We start from the raw sequence: 18179 nt of genomic DNA, 5'->3' as shown, positions 1-18179 counted from the left end.
ACTCGCCGATTGGCGAGCCTTTAAATGGGGAAGACAGAGGGGTAGTTACGCTAAACAGGACAAGGAAGGCTTCGGCAGCAAACATCGCACGAAACAAAGCCGCACCCTTTGTGAGGATATGAGTCACACAGGTGTTGTCACAGGATGTGCGTTCATAGGCTGTAATCTACTCTGTTCCTTAACTACGTCGCCTAAACACTAGTGTTGACCAAGTTATACTTTTTTTAAAGTTCAATTAAAAGGCTTGGACCACGTTGTCCAAGCCTTTTCCTATAGGTCTTTTTTTAGTTCTTTTACGATATGCCCTAATTCTGGAAGAATCAATTTATCCATTGCCAGCCGGACCGCGCCAGTAGATCCAGGAGTTGAAAATATGGCCTTATCCTTTACAACTCCGGCGATTGCACGTGATAAAATCGCTGCCGAACCAATATCCTCCTGATAACTGAGCATCCTGAAAATTTCTCCGAATCCTGGAATTTCTTTATCGAGTAAATCCTTTACAGTTTCGATCGTTACATCCCTTTTTGCAATACCTGTACCGCCGTTAGTCAAGATGATATCTACTTCTGGATTTTCCGCTCCATGTAAAATGGCTCTCCTGATTTCTTCTAATTCATCCTTCACAATCTTATATTCATTTACTTTATGGCCGTTCTCCTCAAGGCGATCGATCATAAGCTTTCCACTTTTATCTGAATCCGGGTTACGAGTATCGCTTACAGTGATCACCATACAGTGGATTTTTTTCGGCGCCTCTTTCTTATGCTGTATTACACTCATGCCTGTTCCTCTCTTTTTTCAGTTAAATATCGATATTGATAAAACTTTTGCGCAAGTTCTGTAACCTTTCTCGTCAATTGGTAATTTGCGCCTGCCCCGATCGCCATGGAAATAAGTGGAACACCCTGTATTAACTTCCTGCGAAAAGCAGTGATGGCTACCGCTTTTAATAGTTGTCCCAAGGGCTGTTCCAGCCATGAAATATTCGTAAGTTCCTCGTTTCCATCATAAAAATACCCATCTTCAGTATTTTTTATTTCTAGGAGTAGTTCTTCCCAGGCTGCTCCCTGAAGCCGAGCTGGCATCATCCCAATATTAAATACCTTCAGGGCGACCATCATTTCAAACGGTGTATCCACTTCAAATCCGTAACTCATGGCAATAAGTTGGACGGCCCTGATATTGATAACGGCCATTCCCGGCAAGTCGCTTCCGAGCATGAGCAACCCGCCAGACCCGCTTGCTCCTCCCTGCGCGAATGAGTAGAGCCTGTGTTTTGCGATATGCTGCCCTGCAATATAATTTAACTGATCAATCGTCAGCAATTTCAAATCAGAAACAGCACCAATATCCGGATAAAAGACACGGGCGGTTTTCAGAATTCGGTCGCGTGCATCCATTTGTATTTGGGAACTTGTGATCATTGCATGCAAATGAAATAACGAAACGTCAAGCTTCTCAAAAAATCGCTTCTTTACTTCCTCCGGCAGCAAGGAAAACCCTTGTTCCAGCCATCGGTCATAAAGGGAAGCAAAATCGGTAGGTTCATAATCCAGCAGATTTTGTTCCCATTCACTAATTTCATTCCATACCTCTTCTTCCCGTGCTGTTAACCCCATTTACATACCTCCCGCCCCGCCATTAGGCAATTTATATCGTCTAGTATATCATAGGTTGAAATTTTCTTAGAAAACCCTGTTGCCTATCGGTGCGAGCTGAAAGGACTATTATTCTAAAAAATTTTATAACCAATCTTCCAATTTTTTAACTTTGTTGGAGGAACAAAAAAAACACTTACTTATCATAAAGTTACATATGACAGTAAGTGTTTTTATTTTTTTGTATCCTGGTTCCCATGCGCAAGTATATCCACGTAGATTTTTTCAAGTTGATCCGCGACATGGTTAAATTGATGGCTCGCTTCAACTCGTTGCCTGCCCTGCTTAGCCATCCTGGCTGCCCAAACCGGTTGTGAGAGAACCTGATCGATGGCTCTTGCAAAGGCTTCCGGCTGGTCATAATCATCGATGATGATCCCATTAACACCATGTTCAATTACTTCTGCATTTCCTCCCCTATTGGTTGTGACAATGGGAATTCCTGCAGCCATCGCTTCATAAAGGACACGTGCAAGCGGTTCATGCCATTGTGAACTGCAAACAAAAATATCTCCCAATAAAAGCATGGATGGAATTTGATCAGCTGGCATGTATCCGGTAAATATCACATGCCCCTTATAACTATCTGACAAATCATGCAGCCTTTTTACATAATCAGTGATGGTATTATCACTAAACCATTTACCGCCAATAATCATAAGAACAGCTTCAGGATATTTATCGATTAGAAACTTAAGAGATTCAATGAGTAAATGTGGACCCTTGGTTTTACTGAGCCTGCCCACAAACAGGATGACTTTCTTATTTTCAACTTGGTACACCTTGCGCATTTCTTGCCGTTTCTTTTCCCGTTCCGAAGATAATGGTGAAGGAAATTTTTCAAGATCAACTCCTGAATAAAGAATATGCACCTTTTCTTCTGTCTGGGGAAACCTAACTGTTACAGTATTTTTTATAAATTTGCTCACGGAGGTAATGGCATCTACTGACTCAATCGCCTTTATACTTTCGCTACGGCTTAATTTTAATTCAGAAAACATATCATTATGCAGGCTAAGCACATATGCACTATCAGGTGCGGCGTTTTTATAATTCATTATATTTGCTGGCCTGTTAAACACGTGTATCATATCGAATTCCCGACACTTTAATTCTTCCGCTACATCCGCTTCATATGTCTCTTTTGGGAACCGAACAAACTCAACCATTTCTGTCACTTCCCGTTCCGGTAAAAAGGGATCGGTAATGGAGAATACAGTTAGCTTGTGGTTCTTCCTAAGAAAGGGAATGATTCCATCTATCATAATTTGGATCGCCCCGCCCTTTACAGCGGGACATGGTAGCTTTTCCGTACATATGAACGCAATGTTCACCTTCATGCCCCCTTCTCATAAGGTATAAATTGTTTTTATATACTCTATTTCCTTTGACAGACCTTCTTGCAGGGTAATCATCGGGTTATAGCCGAGCAAAGCACGTGCGTTGGAAATATCTGCCCAGGTATGCTTTGGTTCCCCGCTTATTTTCGGAAGATAGTTCAGCTTCGCTTTCTTTCTTGTAAGGTGTTCAATAAGCCTAATGACATCGTTTATTGATGCTCTTTCTTTGCCGCCTATATTGATTGTCTGTCCGTCCAAATTTCCCCTGTATATGACCGATGCGATTCCGTCGACGCAATCGCTAATATAGGTAAAATCTCTTGATTGGGTTCCGTCTCCATAAATCGTCAGCGGCTCCCCTTTCAGAACTTGTGCAATGAACCGGTGAAAGGCCATATCTGGACGCTGCCTCGGACCATATACGGTGAAAAACCTTAAGGTGACAACAGGGATGTTATAGCTTATTCGATACACATTGCATAAATGTTCACCTGTTAATTTCGTTATACCATATGGAGAAAGCGGTGATGGCGTTGCATTTTCAGCTACCTTGCCTAGAATATCTCCATAGACTGATGATGTCGAAGCATAAATGAATTTTTCAATTGGCTTATTTTTAGCCGCTTCAAGCAGGAGCTGGGTAGCGACAATATTATTTGTAACATATGGCCCAAATTCTTTTCCCCAGCTTGAACGCACCCCTGGCATGCCGGCCAGGTGGTAAACAATATCCTGTTCTTGGAGCATTCTGTCTAAGTCAACTGTCAGTAAATCCGCTTGCTTGAATGTAAATCTCGGGTGGACAGCCAAAGCGGCAAGATTTTGTTTTTTAAGAGTCTCGGATGTCGGTCCAATAAATGTATCTACACCGGTCACTTCATTATTAGGATCCATTAAAAGCTTCTCGCAAAGATGCGAGCCTATAAACCCGGCCGCGCCTGTAACAAGTATCTTCATGGTCTTGCAACTCCAATGTACTTCAAGCCTTCTTGGCGGACGCTCCCCGGATCGACACAGTTACGGGCATCTACTATGCAATCGCCCCTCATCAGGCTTTTCACTTGTTTCCAATCGAGCTGTTTAAAGTCATCCCAATCTGTAGCGATCACCACGCAATCTGCCTCCATGATCGCCTTCTCGACTTGAGCATGCTGAATGGCAGTTTGTCTCGCATCGATAGGCAGATGAGCTTTCGGATCATAAGCATTGACGTTGCATCCCATTTCACCAAGCCTTTGAATTAAGGAAACAGCAGGAGAATACCTTGTATCATCCGTATTCGGTTTGAAAGAGAAACCTAGAACCGATATATTTTTTCCAGTCAAATCGCCAAAAAGCACGGATAGCTTCTCGATGTATAGATCTATCTGTGTCCCATTTACTGATTGGACAGCCTGTAAAATAAGTGGGGTTACATGTTTATCCAGGGCACTATGTTCCAGGGCACGAACATCTTTAGGAAAACAGGAACCGCCATATCCTATGCCTGCGGAAAGAAAATGAGGACCGATTCTTGGATCAGTACCAATTCCCTTTGCTATATCTTCAATATTCACCCCTTGTTTATCGCAAATTCTAGCAATCTCATTAATAAATGAAATCTTGGTTGCCAAGAACGCATTAGATGCATACTTGATCATCTCGGCTCCTGTTAAGCTTGTTACAATATAGGGGGATTTTATTTTTTGATAGATATTTTTAAGGATCGGCAAAGATTGATCATCTTCTTCCATCTTTCCTACAACAATTTTATCAGGATGGGTCATGTCGTAAATCGCTGATCCCTCTCTTAGAAACTCCGGATTCGAAACGACATGAAATAATTCCTGACTCAATCCTTTATCTATTAACTTATTAACAATTATTTCATTTGTCCCTGGTGGCACCGTACTTTTCGTAATGATGGTCTTGTAAGAATCGATTGCCTTAGCCAAATCATCTACAACAGAAAAGACATATGATAAATCTGTCCTGCCATCCGGCAATGACGGGGTCCCAACGGCAATAAATATAACGGAAGCTGTTTTGATATGTTCTGCTATGGATGAACTGAAAATTAAATTCCTTTCATTTTTTCTTATTAATTCAGATAATCCAGGTTCAAAGATTGGCATTTTCCCTTGTTTTAGCTGTTTTATCTTTTCTTCGTCTGTATCGATACAATAAAGGGAATGCCCAAGATCAGCCAGGACCGCTGCAGAAGTCAATCCGACATAGCCCGCGCCAATCACACAGATCTCCATATCTATTTCCTCCCCATGTACTTAGAGATTTTACATTATATTAGGGATAATACGGAGTGGCAGGGCGTCCGCCCTTATTTCTTAAAAACAGTTGGGGAGATATAGCATCACATACACGAGCGCTTAATTATAAGAATAAAAAAAGAGGCTGACTCATTAGGAGTCCGACCCTATAAAAACTACCATATTGGGAGATTTGTTTAGATCCCCACGAGCATTATGGAGTCTCGCCTTCTCTAACAGAGTCAGCCACCCGTTTTATTCATCATCTTCGGAAACACCCTTGGGAAGGGTCGATAACACCTTAAGAGCAGTGGCTTCATCAGTATTTTCGAGAGCAGCTTCTTGAGACTCCACTGGCAAATCCAATGAAACAATTTTTCCTAAAGGTATTGGAAGTATGAAGCTTTTAAACTCATAGAATTGGTCAATTAAGAAATAGCCAACTTTTTTATCCGGATGGTATTTTTTTAATATCGCATTGTAAAAAGTCTTTTTTCCTGTATGGACATTCACTTCAGAACCTGGCGTAAGGTTGAGCAAAACGTCATGGTAATATTCCTGTTTTTCCATGGTCTTCTTAGCCCCTTTCAAATAGGTATTAACATATGGTCTGCAGTCCAGTATATGCAAAGTGTTTCGCTACTGCTTGGACGTTCACCTATTTCCGGGACGGCAAATCCCCAATGATTAAGTCATAATGGAAATTTTCAATATGGATTCACCGATTGATAGACCTTTGTTAAGGCGAAAATGGGAGCGAAATTAAGGCCTGCAGAAATGTGATTCACATAGGAAAAGCACAGGTTGTGGGTTGGTCATACATTGTCACCAGATGCCTTTAGCCGGCAATCTGACGTTTTTTGGTTAATGCCTGCAGTACATGAGCATTCCGACCTTTAATCACAACAGCTCCTGTTTTACATATAAAAAATCCCCCATGGAACGCTGCTGTTCCAATGAGGGATATACAATCTATTATATCTTTGCAAAACGTACAACATCACGAGCTATCATTACTTCTTCATCTGTAGGAATAACCATGACTTTTACTGGTGAGTGAGGATAGCTGATAAATGTTTCTTCTCCACGTGTCTTGTTTAAGGATGGATCCCAGTATACTCCCATGAATTCCAAGCCGCGAAGTACTCGCGCACGGACAGCTTCACTGTTTTCTCCAATTCCTGCGGTAAATATAATCGCATCTATACCGCTCATTCTGGCAGCATATGATCCAATATACTTATGGATTCTATTCGCGAACACGTCCAGAGCCAATTCAGCCCGCTTATTTCCCTTTTCGGCTTCCGTTTGAATATCTCTAAGATCACTTGAGAAACCAGAAATTGCAAGCATACCGCTTTTCTTGTTTAGGACATCAAGGACCTCATCAGCCGTTTTACCTGTCTTCTCCATGATATATGGGATTAACGCCGGGTCGATATTCCCTGACCTCGTTCCCATGGTGACACCTGCGAGAGGAGTGAAGCCCATTGAGGTATCAATGGATTTTCCGCCCTCAATCGCTGCAATACTTGCACCATTCCCAAGATGGCAAGAGAGCAAACGAAGCTGTTCAAGCGGCCGTCCCAGCATTTCTGCTGCCCTTTGGGAAACGTATTTATGAGAGGTTCCATGGAAACCGTACTTTCTGATGCCGTACTTTTCGTAATACTCATATGGCAAGCTATATAAATAAGAGGAAGCTGGCATTGTCTGGTGGAAGGCTGTATCAAAAACCGCCACTGCCGGAATATTTGGCAGGATTTCCTGAAATGCTTTAATCCCTGTCAAATTTGCTGGATTATGCAACGGAGCAAGATCAGAAAGCTCTTCGATAGCCCTCACGGTTTCTTCCGTTATTATTGCAGAATCATTGAACTTTTCCCCACCGTGCACTACCCGGTGTCCTACTCCATTTATTTCGTCATAGGAATGAATGATTTCATGCTTAATTAACTTTTCCAATAGCATTTTTACCGCTACAGCATGATTCGGTATATCGGTTGTTTCAGTGATCTTTTCACCGTCAACAGTGATGGTAAAAATCGCATCATGTAAACCGATCCGTTCCACAAGCCCTTTCGTGATGACTTCCTCGTTCGGCATTTCAAATAATTGAAATTTCAAAGAGGAGCTGCCTGCGTTGATGGCAATAATCTTTGACATATTTCTGCTCCTTTTCATTATGCTAAGGATAAATTATTAGTAAAGTTCAGTTGTTAGCATAAAATGTCGTAACAATTTTACATTTAATCATTGAATATCATGCTTTTCAAGCACTATATATGCCTGTTTGCGCTTACATGTAAAATAGAATGAATTCAAATTTTTTCGATAATATGAATATAAAAGCTAATGACAAAAAGGTCATTAGCTTTTATGAAGAAGATTAGTACTTTTCCTGCTGAAACCAGTCATCAATCTTGCCCATCACCGATTTGGTCGCAGGCGCATCGGAAAGCTTGGGCAGGTTCACCAACAAAGCATTTTTCGGTGCTTGGATGCCCTCTTTTTTCTTCTGGATGATTAATATACTCTTGGCAGCGGCCTCACTTTTAAACATCGATAAAGGTAACTGCACCATACCTTGTATATGGGTATATTGTTTCAAGTAAGCATTTAGCTTAGGTGCTTCTTCTGAGAGAAATATCCCGTTTGGGACGATAAAAAATAAATATGCCCCGTCCTTTACATGCTTGACGCTTTGCTCAATAAATAAGTGATGGGAATAGGAATGTCCACTTTCTGCAGCCAGTTCATAATCTGCGGCCCTTACATCATTTGGATAATACCCGACAGGCAGATCGCTTACCGCGATGTCAGCCGGATCAATAAACAGCGGCTCAAGGCTGTCCTGAGTAAAGAATTGGACGAAGTGCTCCTGAAGATTCGCACTGGAATAGGCCAGCCTAATTAATGTTTCATCAATGTCCACACCATATCCAGAAATCTTTTTGCCCGATAAATAATTCATAATGGTAAAAAGAAGATTCCCTGTTCCGACAGCTGGATCAATTATGGATAATTCCTGTTTATTATGTGTAAATTTGCCGATTAAATAGCTTACAAACATTCCCACTGCATCAGGTGTCATCTGATGGTTAGGCTGAATGTTTTCTTGCATCCCTTTTAATATCGCGAGCTGGTATGCTTTCCGAATCTCTTCTTTCGAATAATTTTGGCCGGAAAAGCTATGGTAAATTTTCGAAAGTCTTTTCCGCGAAAGTTCGCTAACCTCCTCCTGAATGACCTGGCCGTGAAAAAAGTTTTCTCCCGTTTCACCAAGTGCATCTAAATAGGTACATGACAATTCTTCTTGAAGAATTTGTGCTGTTTTATTAAAATTCTCAAATAAATCTTCGATTGGGGTAAAATTCACTTCTAACTTCCTCCTGTTATAATCTTTTCTTATTTTATCCGTCGAACTACCTTGACACAAGTTATGGGATTGTGAGACGCGGTAAATGAACTGAGATTTACTAAAATAAAATAAAAATGATGAAGGGCTGGGCTAAAAAAAGCCGCTTACGCAAATAATTCACGTAAGCGGCCAAACCTTTGTAAAAAATGGGGATTACTTCGCAGCTTTTGCAGCTTCGATTGCTGCCTCGTAGTTTGGATGATTTGTCCCTTCGCTGACATACTCCGCATAAACGACTTTATCGCTGGAATCTATAACAAAAACGGAACGCGCCAATAAACGAAGCTCTTTTATAACAACACCATAGGCTTCACCAAACGACAAATCACGGTGGTCAGAGAGCACCTGGACATTGTCAAGGCCGCTTGCCGCACACCAGCGTTTCTGCGCAAATGGCAGGTCGACACTGATCGTTAATACTTGCACATTATCGATTTTGGATGCGTCTTCGTTAAACCTTCTTGTTTGTGCATCGCATACACCAGTATCGATGGAAGGCACAACGCTGATAATTCTGACAGTCCCCTTGCTATCGCTTAATTTCACTTCGGAAAGATCATTCGCTAGTACCGTGAAATCTGGAGCCTGATCTCCTGCTTTTACCTCGCTGCCTACCAATGTAACAGGATTATTTTTAAATGTTACAGATGCCATGGTAAATTTCCTCCTTTAAATCAATGAATATGTACAGTGTTAATGATATGGCCTCGGGGAATTCTTTGCAATGATTTTCCTGTACAGCTAACGTAAAAAAGGGGAGAATATCCCCCCCATGCGTTTTGTAATCTCCTTTAAATATCAAAATCCTGGGAATAGCTGCTTCTTCCTGATTTCTGGCGATTCTTTTGTTGTTTCTGATTATCCTGATTTTTATTTTCTTGCTCTTGCTTTTGGTTTCCATTTCCGGAGAGCATATTCTGTATCTTATCAACGAGTGAAGGTGCTGTATCGATTATTTTTTCAAGCAGATGTGTCCCTTGTTCCAGATGTAGCAGCTTCACGCCTTGTGAGCTGACAATCAAGAAAGCTATGGGTGTTATGGATACACCACCCCCGCTCCCCCCTCCAAAAGGCTGCTTATCCTGTGAACCTCCCCCAGAGCCACCGCTGTCCAGGATAAACTCACTTCCACCGGCTGCAAAACCAAACCCTACCTTCGAAACTGTTAAGATGACACTTCCATCAGGAGTTTCTACGGGATCGCCTATGATTGTGTTAACATCAACCATCTCCTTCAGATTTTCCATTGCTGCGGTCATTAAGCCTTCAATTGGATGGTCCGCCATCTGTTCATTCCTCCACTCTATATCGATTGTTCTTCTGACCTCTTATATTCGTTTGTATTAGTTTTTATATTTTGCGTATTCAAATAACGCAAAAGTTTTATTGCTGCTAATATAGCTTCTCCGATACGAAGCTGGAATATACAAGTGATAGAGGTAGAAAACACAGCCCGAGCGAAATCAGGGGTCACGGAAAAGATGGGCTGTCTCTTAAATAGCAGAAATTCATAGAGCATACCGATTATTGCTCCCTTTACAGCCAGGAATCCCCCTGCCATTGTTCCTGTATAGCTGGCATCGCCTGCCCCTGCTAAACTATGCCATTCAAGCTTTCTTACTTTCACCTTATGTATAATTTTCTTTAATGGCCGAGAGAAAGCTGAGACCTGGTTAATCAATTGTCCCGGTTGATGCAAACCATTTATAGCCTCCTCCAGGAAGTTGGCCTTGTTGGATGCCTTTTCTAGATCATTTTTTGAACCGAAAGAACCGGTATCCGTTCTCTTGGAAGGATTCCTGTTTTTTTTATTGGATGGTACATTCATCGTGTATTGTAATATCCCGAACCCTGCCCGGAATTGTATATAGAACACATCGGGGTCTGGTGGCTGATGATGGTAATGTACGATTATTTTCATCCTTGTGAACATAAGTAAAAGAATCAGTGCAAGAACAATTCCTATTATCCCTAAAGCCCATACCATAAACGCCCACACCTTTCCAAAAACCATTATCGGCCTTTGGAAAAAAAATAAACCTGCTGATCCAAGTCAGCAGGAGATGATCCTATCTTTTATCCAATATAACGGAAGTATCTGCAAAAATGTCATGAAGGCCCTGCTTTTTCGGTAGCCACCCCACAATAATGTAGCCTATGATGATGGTCTTCGAAATGAACCTGCCGATGAACTCTCTGAATAGCACCGTTCCCCATGAAAGTTTTTCTTCCTTTAGGCTGATCACTTTTAATCCAAAGATCATTTTTCCCAATGTTTGGCCAGCATATTTTGTCATCAACGTGAAGTACAGGTAAAAAATGATGGCAGTAGATAAGTTTTCTGCCGAGAACCAGCCATTTTCCGATACATCCAATGCTGTAAAAATTGGATGCACTATGATTCGATTGATGCTGCCGATAATAATTAAATCAGCCAAATATGCCCAAAACCTCATCCAAAACCCCGCAAATGGCGGTACCTTATCTATATCGGAGGTAACCTGGTGAGTTTGCCCCCTTATTTCTGAAGCTGAGGAACCTGCTGTATCGCCCTCGAAATGATCTATAGAAGTATCACTATTGGCGACGCTGCTAGCCCAATTGTCCTGCGTTATTTCATTACGTTCATTCATTTCTCCATCCCCCTATTCCGCATACAAATACATAAGGCGTGGAGAATTTGGCTGCGAAAGCAATTTAAGTAGGCCTGCTGTTTCCAGGTCTTTTCCCATAAGCTTCTGTGCACTCACTCCCAACAGAGAACCGAAGCCCATTGCATCTGTATATCGCACCACCTGAGCGTTTGGACTGTTTATTTCTTTCTTCATTGCATCTGTTACATCTTCGAGGTGGCCGAATTCATCTATTAGATTTGCTTCTTTAGCCTGGCGCCCATCGTATATTCTTCCATCAGCTAACTTCCTGACCTTGTCTTCCGGCATATTCCGCCCGTCGGCAATGATTTTTACAAATTGATCATAAGAATTGTTGATCATCGATTGCAGGATTTTTCGTTCTTCCGCTGTCATTTCCCTATTTGGGCTCATAATATCTTTATATGGCCCGCTTTTAATCGTAACAAACTCAACCCCATATTTCTTCGCGAGTTCCTCATAGTTATATCCCTGCATGATGACTCCCAGTGACCCAGTTATCGTTTCGGGGCTTGCAAAGATTTTATCGGCAGGTGCTGATATATAGTAGCCTCCTGATGCAGCCATGGAACCCATGGAGATGAAGACCGTTTTTTTCGTATCTTTTTGGATTTCCTTTATCTTGTCATGTATTTCAGCGCTTTCAACCACTCCGCCACCTGGGGAGTTGACATGGAGGACAATCCCTTTGATACTCCGGTCATCTTTCGCCATTTGCAGCTTGTCCATGAAAGCGCGGTGGTCATAGCCGCCGGCACCCATAATAGGATTTGTTTCCCCAGTATCCTGAATCACTCCATCCACATCAAAAACGGCTATTTTATTAAGTTCATCCTCGCCTTCCATTACCTCTTCCATAAATTCCTGGTCAGAAGCAAACATCTCGTTCAAAAGTTCATCTGTATCGGCAAAGAAAAGTGATGTGGCGATACTAGTGCCAATCGACACAAAAAATAACACCACCGCAATTCCAAGCGCAGCCCACCGTTTCCCGTTCATAATTGTTCCTCCTCAAGCTTCAAACATTACGAATATTATCACGTTTACGTTTTCAAAATGTTTCCATACCATGATACACTAATAGCACATTTCAGTATTGTACCAAAGTATTCAGTTAATGGAAAAGAATACACTTTTTCAGAATGAGGAGAGATAATGACCAATCGCAAAAATATTTATTTCTTCTACCCGGAAGATACATCGGCTTGGATAATGAAGCAATGAGCATTAGCCATGTTGAAAAATAAGAGTATCCTTAAGTGGAAAACAAATCAAAACTATTAAATTGCGCGACCATTCCTTCTGGGAAAAGTCAGGAGAACATTTTTATAGAGGCAGATTAGAAGACCTTTTGGATTTCTTTGTATTCCTAGTACATCCCCTTATTCGTTGAAGCTATACTTTCTATTATTTTAAAAAAGAGGAACAGCATGAGCCGTTCCTCTGTCTCGTTAATTATTATGCTCCTATTTTCAGCAGGTTTTTCATCCTTTGTACACCGGCTGTTCCCCATTTCGTCATGGAGAGGGAGTAGATGGTAAGAGCGCTCCAAATAAAGATGAAAGCCAGCAGATGGGTTTTCGTAAAAGTTTCATGATACAAGAAAACCCCTAGGATTAAAGTGATGGTTGGAGCGATATATTGCAGGAATCCCAACATTGATAACGGAACCTTCTGCGCTCCTTTAGCAAAATATAAGAGAGGAAGCGCAGTGGCAATTCCACCGCCCATTAACAGCAGGGCTGTATCGGCAGAAACGAAGAATTCCGAATGGGCTGTAAAAAGCAGATAGATCCAATAGCCGATGGCAAGCGGCGTTACCATCATCGTTTCAAGTGTCAACCCGATGGCGGCGTCCGCATTGATAAGCTTTTTGACCAATCCATAAAGCCCAAAAGTTATCGCCAACAGCAGCGAAACCCACGGTATTTGTCCGAAATGTATCCCCAAAATTAAAACGCCTACGGCTGCCAAGGCAAATGATAAAACTTGCGCGCCGCTCAATTTTTCTTTTAGCACAATGACTCCCAAAAGGACACTGACAAGGGGATTAATATAATACCCAAGGCTTGTTTGAAGGATATGCCCTGAATTTACGGCCCAAATAAAGATGCCCCAGTTGGCACTAACCAAGAGCGAGGCGCCAAGCAACGCGAAAAGCTTCTTCCGATTGCCTGCAATCTCCCTTACGTAGGAAACAAAACCTTTCCATTGTTTCGTCGCGACCAATAGTCCAATCATGAAGACAAAAGACCATAGTACCCGGTGAGCAAGTATTTCATATGCCTGTACATCCTGGAGCAATTTCCAATATATTGGAATAATTCCCCAAATAAAATAAGAAAGAGCGGCATAAAACACTCCTTCATTTTCATTTCTAAGCTTCACTTGTTCCACACTCCCCATTATGCCGCATGCGGGCATTAAGAACTCCAACTATGGAAGTTTACTTTTATTTCTAAACTCGAAATAAATTCTATTATAATGGGAGGTAGACAAGAATTCTATAGTTTTTTTATTAGAATTGCATTTCCTTCTTCTTGATAGACAATTTTATCATCAATGACCGTCATTAGCGCCCTAGTTTGTACTAGTGTTGCAGGATTGATATTAAAAATATTTCGATCAACAATAGTGAAATCCGCGTCAAAACCTTTTCTGATTTGTCCCCTTATATTCTCGCAGCCATTTGCAAATGCGCTTCCTTTTGTATAAAGCGAGACTGCCTCATAGATAGATAAGCACTCTTCCTGTCCATAAATGGTTCGGCATGCGCCGCCTGGCTTCATCCTTGTTACAGCAGTTTGGATGCCCCAGAAAGGATGTAAAGGTTCAATCGGCGCATCAGAGCCTCCAGCGCATATAATCCCCTTTTTACTATATGTTTTCCAGGCGTAGGAGAATTTCAGAAGTTCTTCCTCTACCTTCTCGTTGACCCATGGAAAATCGGATGCAACAAACCCTGGCTGAATATCGAATATAACCGGTAGGGACGCTGCACGGTCCAATAAATCCTCCCTTACAATCTGGGCGTGGATTAACCGATCCCTAAGCCCTCTTTTCGGGGGGATTTTTTCGATTGCATCAAGGACATTGGCAAAGGCAAGATCTCCTATGGCATGGACGGCAACTGGCATGTCAATGCTTCTTGCATTTTTAACAAGGCCTTCCAATTCCTCCTGGGAAAAAATCGCGACTCCCTGTGTTTCAGGATTGTCTTTATACGGCCGGCTCAATAGTGCGGTGTTCCCTCCAAGTGACCCATCCGCAAATATCTTCATGGCATCAAACGTAATATACGATGTTCCTTCCCCATAAATATGGTGGTCTTGCTGCATATCATCCACTGCCTCATGATGCACAAGGAGGCTGGCACGAAAAGCCATGCCGCCTTTTTCAATCACAGAGACGAAAGCGTCATATGTAGGACGGAAACCGTTGTAGTAATTTAAATCTTCAGTATGGCAGCCGGTTATGCCGAGGCGGTAACAATCCTTTATAGCCGTGCGAAGCGCCTCTTCTACGTAGGCCTCGGAAATCCCCGGTATGCTTGCAGTAATAAGTTCCATCGCCGGTTTTTCTTTAAAGATTCCGTTGAGCCTGCCGTCTTGATATCGACCGATTACCCCGCCCGCTGGTTCATGTATGCTGTTATTAATCCCTGTTTCCGACAATGTACGAGAATTCACCGACATGGCATGCCGACAGATCCTCTTTAAAACAAGCGGATGATCGGTTGAAATACGGTCAAGATCATCGAGTAAAATTAAATCGGGACTTGTCCATTCATTTTCATTCCATCCTTCAGCTATAATCCAATCACCTTTTGGTGTGGTTTGGCATTTTTGCGCGACAGCCTGAATAACTTCCTCTCTGCTCTTGAATACTGACAAATCCAGCCTCAATAATCGTTCCCCATGCCCGACAAGATGCATATGGCTATCAACCAGCCCGGGGATCATCGTATTCCCTTGCAAGTCTATCTCTCTCGTTATCTTTGAAAGATAAATCTCCTTAAGGTATTCAAAAGTACCTGCTTCAATAATCTTGCCTTCATCCGTAAAAACGGCCTCGACCGTTTTATTTTCCTGTTCCAAAGTATAGATAAGCCCATTATGCCAAATGGTTCCCATTCCATGCACTCCGTTTCTCAAGTTTGGATTAGTCAAAACAATTCATGAGAAATTTTCACTCTAATAAAATAGCAGCCGCACATGAGTGAAGCTGCAGAAGAAAATGGTTCTTTCATAGACCGCTGTATATTAATCCAAGCTTTCTATCGCTTGCTTTACATTAGCATATGTATCAATATGAGAAAAATCAAATCCCTGCGCAACAACTTTTTGAGCTAACTCCGGACGCAGTCCGGTAATAATAACCTTTATACCCAATAAACGAAAAATACTATTGATATTAAAAATTTGGCTGGCTACCTCATCATCGATTGTAATGAGACCGGAAAAATCTATAATAATACACTCTATTCCCTGGTTTGCCACCTTCGCAACTGCCTTTTCAATTAAAGCCTGCGCCCGATCAAAGCCGAAGGAGCCAATTAACGGCAATACCGCAATCCCAGCCTGAATGGGAACAACAGGGGCTGATAGTTCATTTACCTCTTCCTGGGCCTGCTTTATGATCTTATCAGTGAACCGTTCAAAAGCTACAATCGTCTCATAAATGCTGATATCTAGCAGGTAGTTTATTCGCATATTGATGATCAGGATATCCTCTGCAGATAATCCGTGATCCATACTGATACTCGCAAAGCGTTCTATAAACACTTGTCTGGTGGCAGGGTAACGTATAATGATTCCTGAAATCTTGCCCTTTAAAATGGCTTCCTGTTCTCCATTTTTCCTACTCCATTCAATAAGGCCGTCTGGAACCTCATTTTTTACGGAAACGATCGAGTGGCTGAGAAAGCCCAAAAATTCGAAATAAACCTCTTTGGCTTGATTTATTTCCCCTTCTAAAACCGGGAAATCAAACCGTTGGACAATTTTTTCAACCAATTCATCTGCAAGCGGTTTAGCGTGCTCTTTAAGATAGTCAGCAACTTTTTCAATCGAATTCACTATAGTTACCCTCGCTTTAAATTTTATGAAGCCGATTAGGGCTCCTTGTACTACTATACCTAAAGCATACACCCAATATCAATTTACGTGCCGCATCGAGCATGGGAGGCATGTTCAGATTGACAAGTCACATGTGCAAGCGGCATAAAAAAGCACATCACCAGCTAAAAGGCTAGTGCTGCGCTCTTCAATCAGGAATTGTTCAGCAAGCGAAGCTCCTGATTTCGCAATTCAACCCGGCGTATTTTCCCCGAGGTGGTCTTAGGGAGGTCTGTTACAAATTCAATTTTCCTTGGATACTTATACGGCGCGGTTAATCCCTTTACATGGTCTTGCAGTTGTTTTATCAGATCAGGGACCTCGGGATTAATGCCTTCCCGGAGCACAACAAATGCTTTAACAATATTGCCCCGAACGGGATCCGGACTTGCCACAACGGCACACTCTTTAACGGAGGGATGCTTCACAAGTGCATCCTCCACTTCAAATGGTCCTATCGTATACCCAGAACTGATAATAATATCATCGCTTCTCCCCTCGAACCAAAAATAACCGTCTACATCCTTTTTCGCTTTATCTCCGGTAATATAATATTCTCCCCGGAACTGCATGGCAGTACGCTCAGGGTCTTTAAAATAGTGCTTAAACAATGCAGGTGTATCTACATGAACCGCTATATCGCCTACCTCACCGGGCTTGCAAACCACACCGGCTTCGTTAATTATTTCAACCCTGTTTCCTGGTGTTGGCTTACCCATAGAACCAGGCTTTATTTCCATTCCTTTGGCCACACCTACAAGCAAGGTGTTTTCCGTTTGGCCATATCCATCACGGACCTCAAGATGAAAGTGTTTCCGGAAGGTATCGATAACTTCCCTATTTAACGGTTCTCCTGCAGAAACAGCGCTATGGAGGGCAGGGAAGCTATATTCAGCCAAATTGTCAACCTTGGCCATCAATCTGTATTCTGTCGGGGTACAACACAGCACGTTTACTTTATGCTTCCTGATCAGTTGAAGATATTTCTGCGGCTCAAACTTCCCATTGTACACAAGCCCTATTGCTCCAGAGCCAAGAACAGATAAAAACGGACTCCAAATCCACTTTTGCCAGCCAGGGCCTGCTGTTGCCCACACTATATCCCCCTCACGGATCCCAAGCCAGTGTTCTGCAGCGGTACGAAGATGGGCAAAGGCCCATCCATGCGTATGGACTACACCTTTAGGATTTCCGGTTGTACCCGATGTATAGGAAAGAAACGCAGTATCACCGCTTTTGGTATCTGCCAACTCGAGAACGCCTGAAGCACCTTTCATTTCGGAATCCAAATCCCGCCAGCCGTGAACCTGCTTTCCAACTGAGAATTTAATTACACTCTCTGCCTCTTTTACTTCATTAATCTGTTCTGTATATAAATGGTAGATGATGATTCCTTTTACTTCGCCATGGTTTAGTCTGTACTGAATATCCTTTGACCGAAGCATTTCCGAGCTTGGGATGACTACCATCCCGACCTTCAACGCTGCTATATATACCGCGTAAGTTTCAATTAGCCGGGGAATGATCACTAACACTCTGTCCCCTTTTTGGAGACCGGCCTGCAAGAAAGCGTTACCAATTTTATTCACACTTGCCATGAGATCCGAATATGTAATTTCTTTTCGATCACCTGATTCATTTTCCCATTGCAATGCTAACCTTTGCGGATTTTGTGCAAAATGTTCGATCTCACTTACAAGATTGTACTTCTCCGGAGCCAGCAAATCCAGGCCATTCATA

Annotated in this window: 17 protein-coding genes and 1 pseudogene; 1 reads left to right on the top strand and 17 read right to left on the bottom strand. The window is 42.2% G+C overall.

All coding sequences use genetic code 11. The features are described 5' to 3' along the window. Nucleotides 1–270: 270 nt before the first annotated feature. The 13 genes from CUU64_RS19440 to sppA all read right to left on the bottom strand — a co-directional run bounded on the left by CUU64_RS19440 (nt 271) and on the right by sppA (nt 12321). The gene (locus CUU64_RS19440) at nt 271–783 is read right to left on the bottom strand and encodes a MogA/MoaB family molybdenum cofactor biosynthesis protein (protein WP_101635324.1); all 513 of its coding nucleotides are present in this window, start codon (nt 781–783) and stop codon (nt 271–273) included. Continuing rightward, on the bottom strand, nt 780–1622 hold the full coding sequence (locus tag CUU64_RS19435) for an EcsC family protein (protein ID WP_101635323.1): 843 nt from the start codon (nt 1620–1622) through the stop codon (nt 780–782). The genes CUU64_RS19440 and CUU64_RS19435 overlap by 4 nt, the downstream gene beginning before the upstream one ends. A 212-nt stretch (nt 1623–1834) precedes the next feature. Beyond that, nucleotides 1835–2995 (bottom strand): glycosyltransferase family 4 protein, encoded by a 1161-nt coding sequence (locus CUU64_RS19430; protein ID WP_101635322.1) that lies wholly within the window; start codon nt 2993–2995, stop codon nt 1835–1837. Between the two features lie 15 nt (nt 2996–3010). Beyond that, nucleotides 3011–3958 (bottom strand): NAD-dependent epimerase/dehydratase family protein, encoded by a 948-nt coding sequence (locus CUU64_RS19425; protein ID WP_101635321.1) that lies wholly within the window; start codon nt 3956–3958, stop codon nt 3011–3013. Then, nucleotides 3955–5244 (bottom strand): UDP-glucose dehydrogenase family protein, encoded by a 1290-nt coding sequence (locus tag CUU64_RS19420; RefSeq protein ID WP_101635320.1) that lies wholly within the window; start codon nt 5242–5244, stop codon nt 3955–3957. Before CUU64_RS19420 ends, CUU64_RS19425 begins: the two co-directional genes overlap by 4 nt. Before the next feature lie 258 nt (nt 5245–5502). After that, complete coding sequence (locus CUU64_RS19415; RefSeq protein ID WP_101635319.1) at nt 5503–5817, bottom strand: hypothetical protein; 315 nt, start codon at nt 5815–5817, stop codon at nt 5503–5505. 405 nt (nt 5818–6222) lie between these two features. After that, nucleotides 6223–7413, bottom strand: a complete 1191-nt coding sequence (locus CUU64_RS19410; protein WP_101635318.1) for an acetate kinase — start codon at nt 7411–7413, stop codon at nt 6223–6225. 223 nt (nt 7414–7636) lie between these two features. Next, nucleotides 7637–8626: a class I SAM-dependent methyltransferase gene (locus CUU64_RS19405; protein ID WP_101635317.1), complete on the bottom strand. Its 990-nt coding sequence runs from the start codon at nt 8624–8626 to the stop codon at nt 7637–7639. 195 nt (nt 8627–8821) lie between these two features. Continuing rightward, nucleotides 8822–9322, bottom strand: a complete 501-nt coding sequence (gene tpx, locus CUU64_RS19400) for a thiol peroxidase (RefSeq protein ID WP_101635316.1) — start codon at nt 9320–9322, stop codon at nt 8822–8824. A 137-nt stretch (nt 9323–9459) separates the two neighbouring features. After that, nucleotides 9460–9954 carry a GerW family sporulation protein gene (ytfJ, locus tag CUU64_RS19395; protein WP_101635315.1) on the bottom strand — a complete coding sequence of 165 codons (495 nt, stop codon included), beginning with the start codon at nt 9952–9954 and terminating at the stop codon, nt 9460–9462. Between the two features lie 17 nt (nt 9955–9971). Further along, nucleotides 9972–10655, bottom strand: coding sequence for a DUF2953 domain-containing protein (locus tag CUU64_RS19390; protein ID WP_180954683.1), 684 nt, complete (start codon nt 10653–10655; stop codon nt 9972–9974). 82 nt (nt 10656–10737) lie between these two features. Further along, nucleotides 10738–11301, bottom strand: a complete 564-nt coding sequence (locus tag CUU64_RS19385) for an RDD family protein (protein WP_101635313.1) — start codon at nt 11299–11301, stop codon at nt 10738–10740. Between the two features lie 12 nt (nt 11302–11313). Beyond that, on the bottom strand, nt 11314–12321 hold the full coding sequence (gene sppA, locus CUU64_RS19380; protein ID WP_101635312.1) for a signal peptide peptidase SppA: 1008 nt from the start codon (nt 12319–12321) through the stop codon (nt 11314–11316). A gap of 200 nt (nt 12322–12521) precedes the next feature. Here sppA and ppnK point away from each other — a divergent pair. Next, nucleotides 12522–12654 (top strand): annotated as a pseudogene (ppnK, locus tag CUU64_RS22800) (NAD kinase); the annotation flags it as partial. A gap of 126 nt (nt 12655–12780) precedes the next feature. Here ppnK and rarD read toward each other — a convergent pair. The 4 genes from rarD to mbcS all read right to left on the bottom strand — a co-directional run bounded on the left by rarD (nt 12781) and on the right by mbcS (nt 18178). Beyond that, a complete protein-coding gene (gene rarD, locus CUU64_RS19370) occupies nt 12781–13710 on the bottom strand; it encodes an EamA family transporter RarD (protein ID WP_257985601.1) in 930 nt (309 codons plus the stop codon). 116 nt (nt 13711–13826) lie between these two features. After that, nucleotides 13827–15455: an amidohydrolase gene (locus tag CUU64_RS19365; RefSeq protein ID WP_101635311.1), complete on the bottom strand. Its 1629-nt coding sequence runs from the start codon at nt 15453–15455 to the stop codon at nt 13827–13829. Nucleotides 15456–15584: 129 nt separating this feature from the next. Next, on the bottom strand, nt 15585–16400 hold the full coding sequence (locus CUU64_RS19360) for an STAS domain-containing protein (RefSeq protein ID WP_101635310.1): 816 nt from the start codon (nt 16398–16400) through the stop codon (nt 15585–15587). Nucleotides 16401–16591: 191 nt separating this feature from the next. Beyond that, nucleotides 16592–18178: an acyl-CoA synthetase MbcS gene (gene mbcS / locus CUU64_RS19355; RefSeq protein ID WP_101635309.1), complete on the bottom strand. Its 1587-nt coding sequence runs from the start codon at nt 18176–18178 to the stop codon at nt 16592–16594. Nucleotide 18179 lies beyond the last annotated feature (1 nt).

It is taken from the genome of Bacillus sp. V5-8f (assembly GCF_002863565.1).
In the GTDB taxonomy this organism is placed as follows: Bacteria; Bacillota; Bacilli; order Bacillales; family DSM-1321; genus Peribacillus.
The sequence above is the reverse complement of the archived record's forward strand: the minus strand, read 5'-3'. Positions and strand labels throughout refer to the sequence as shown.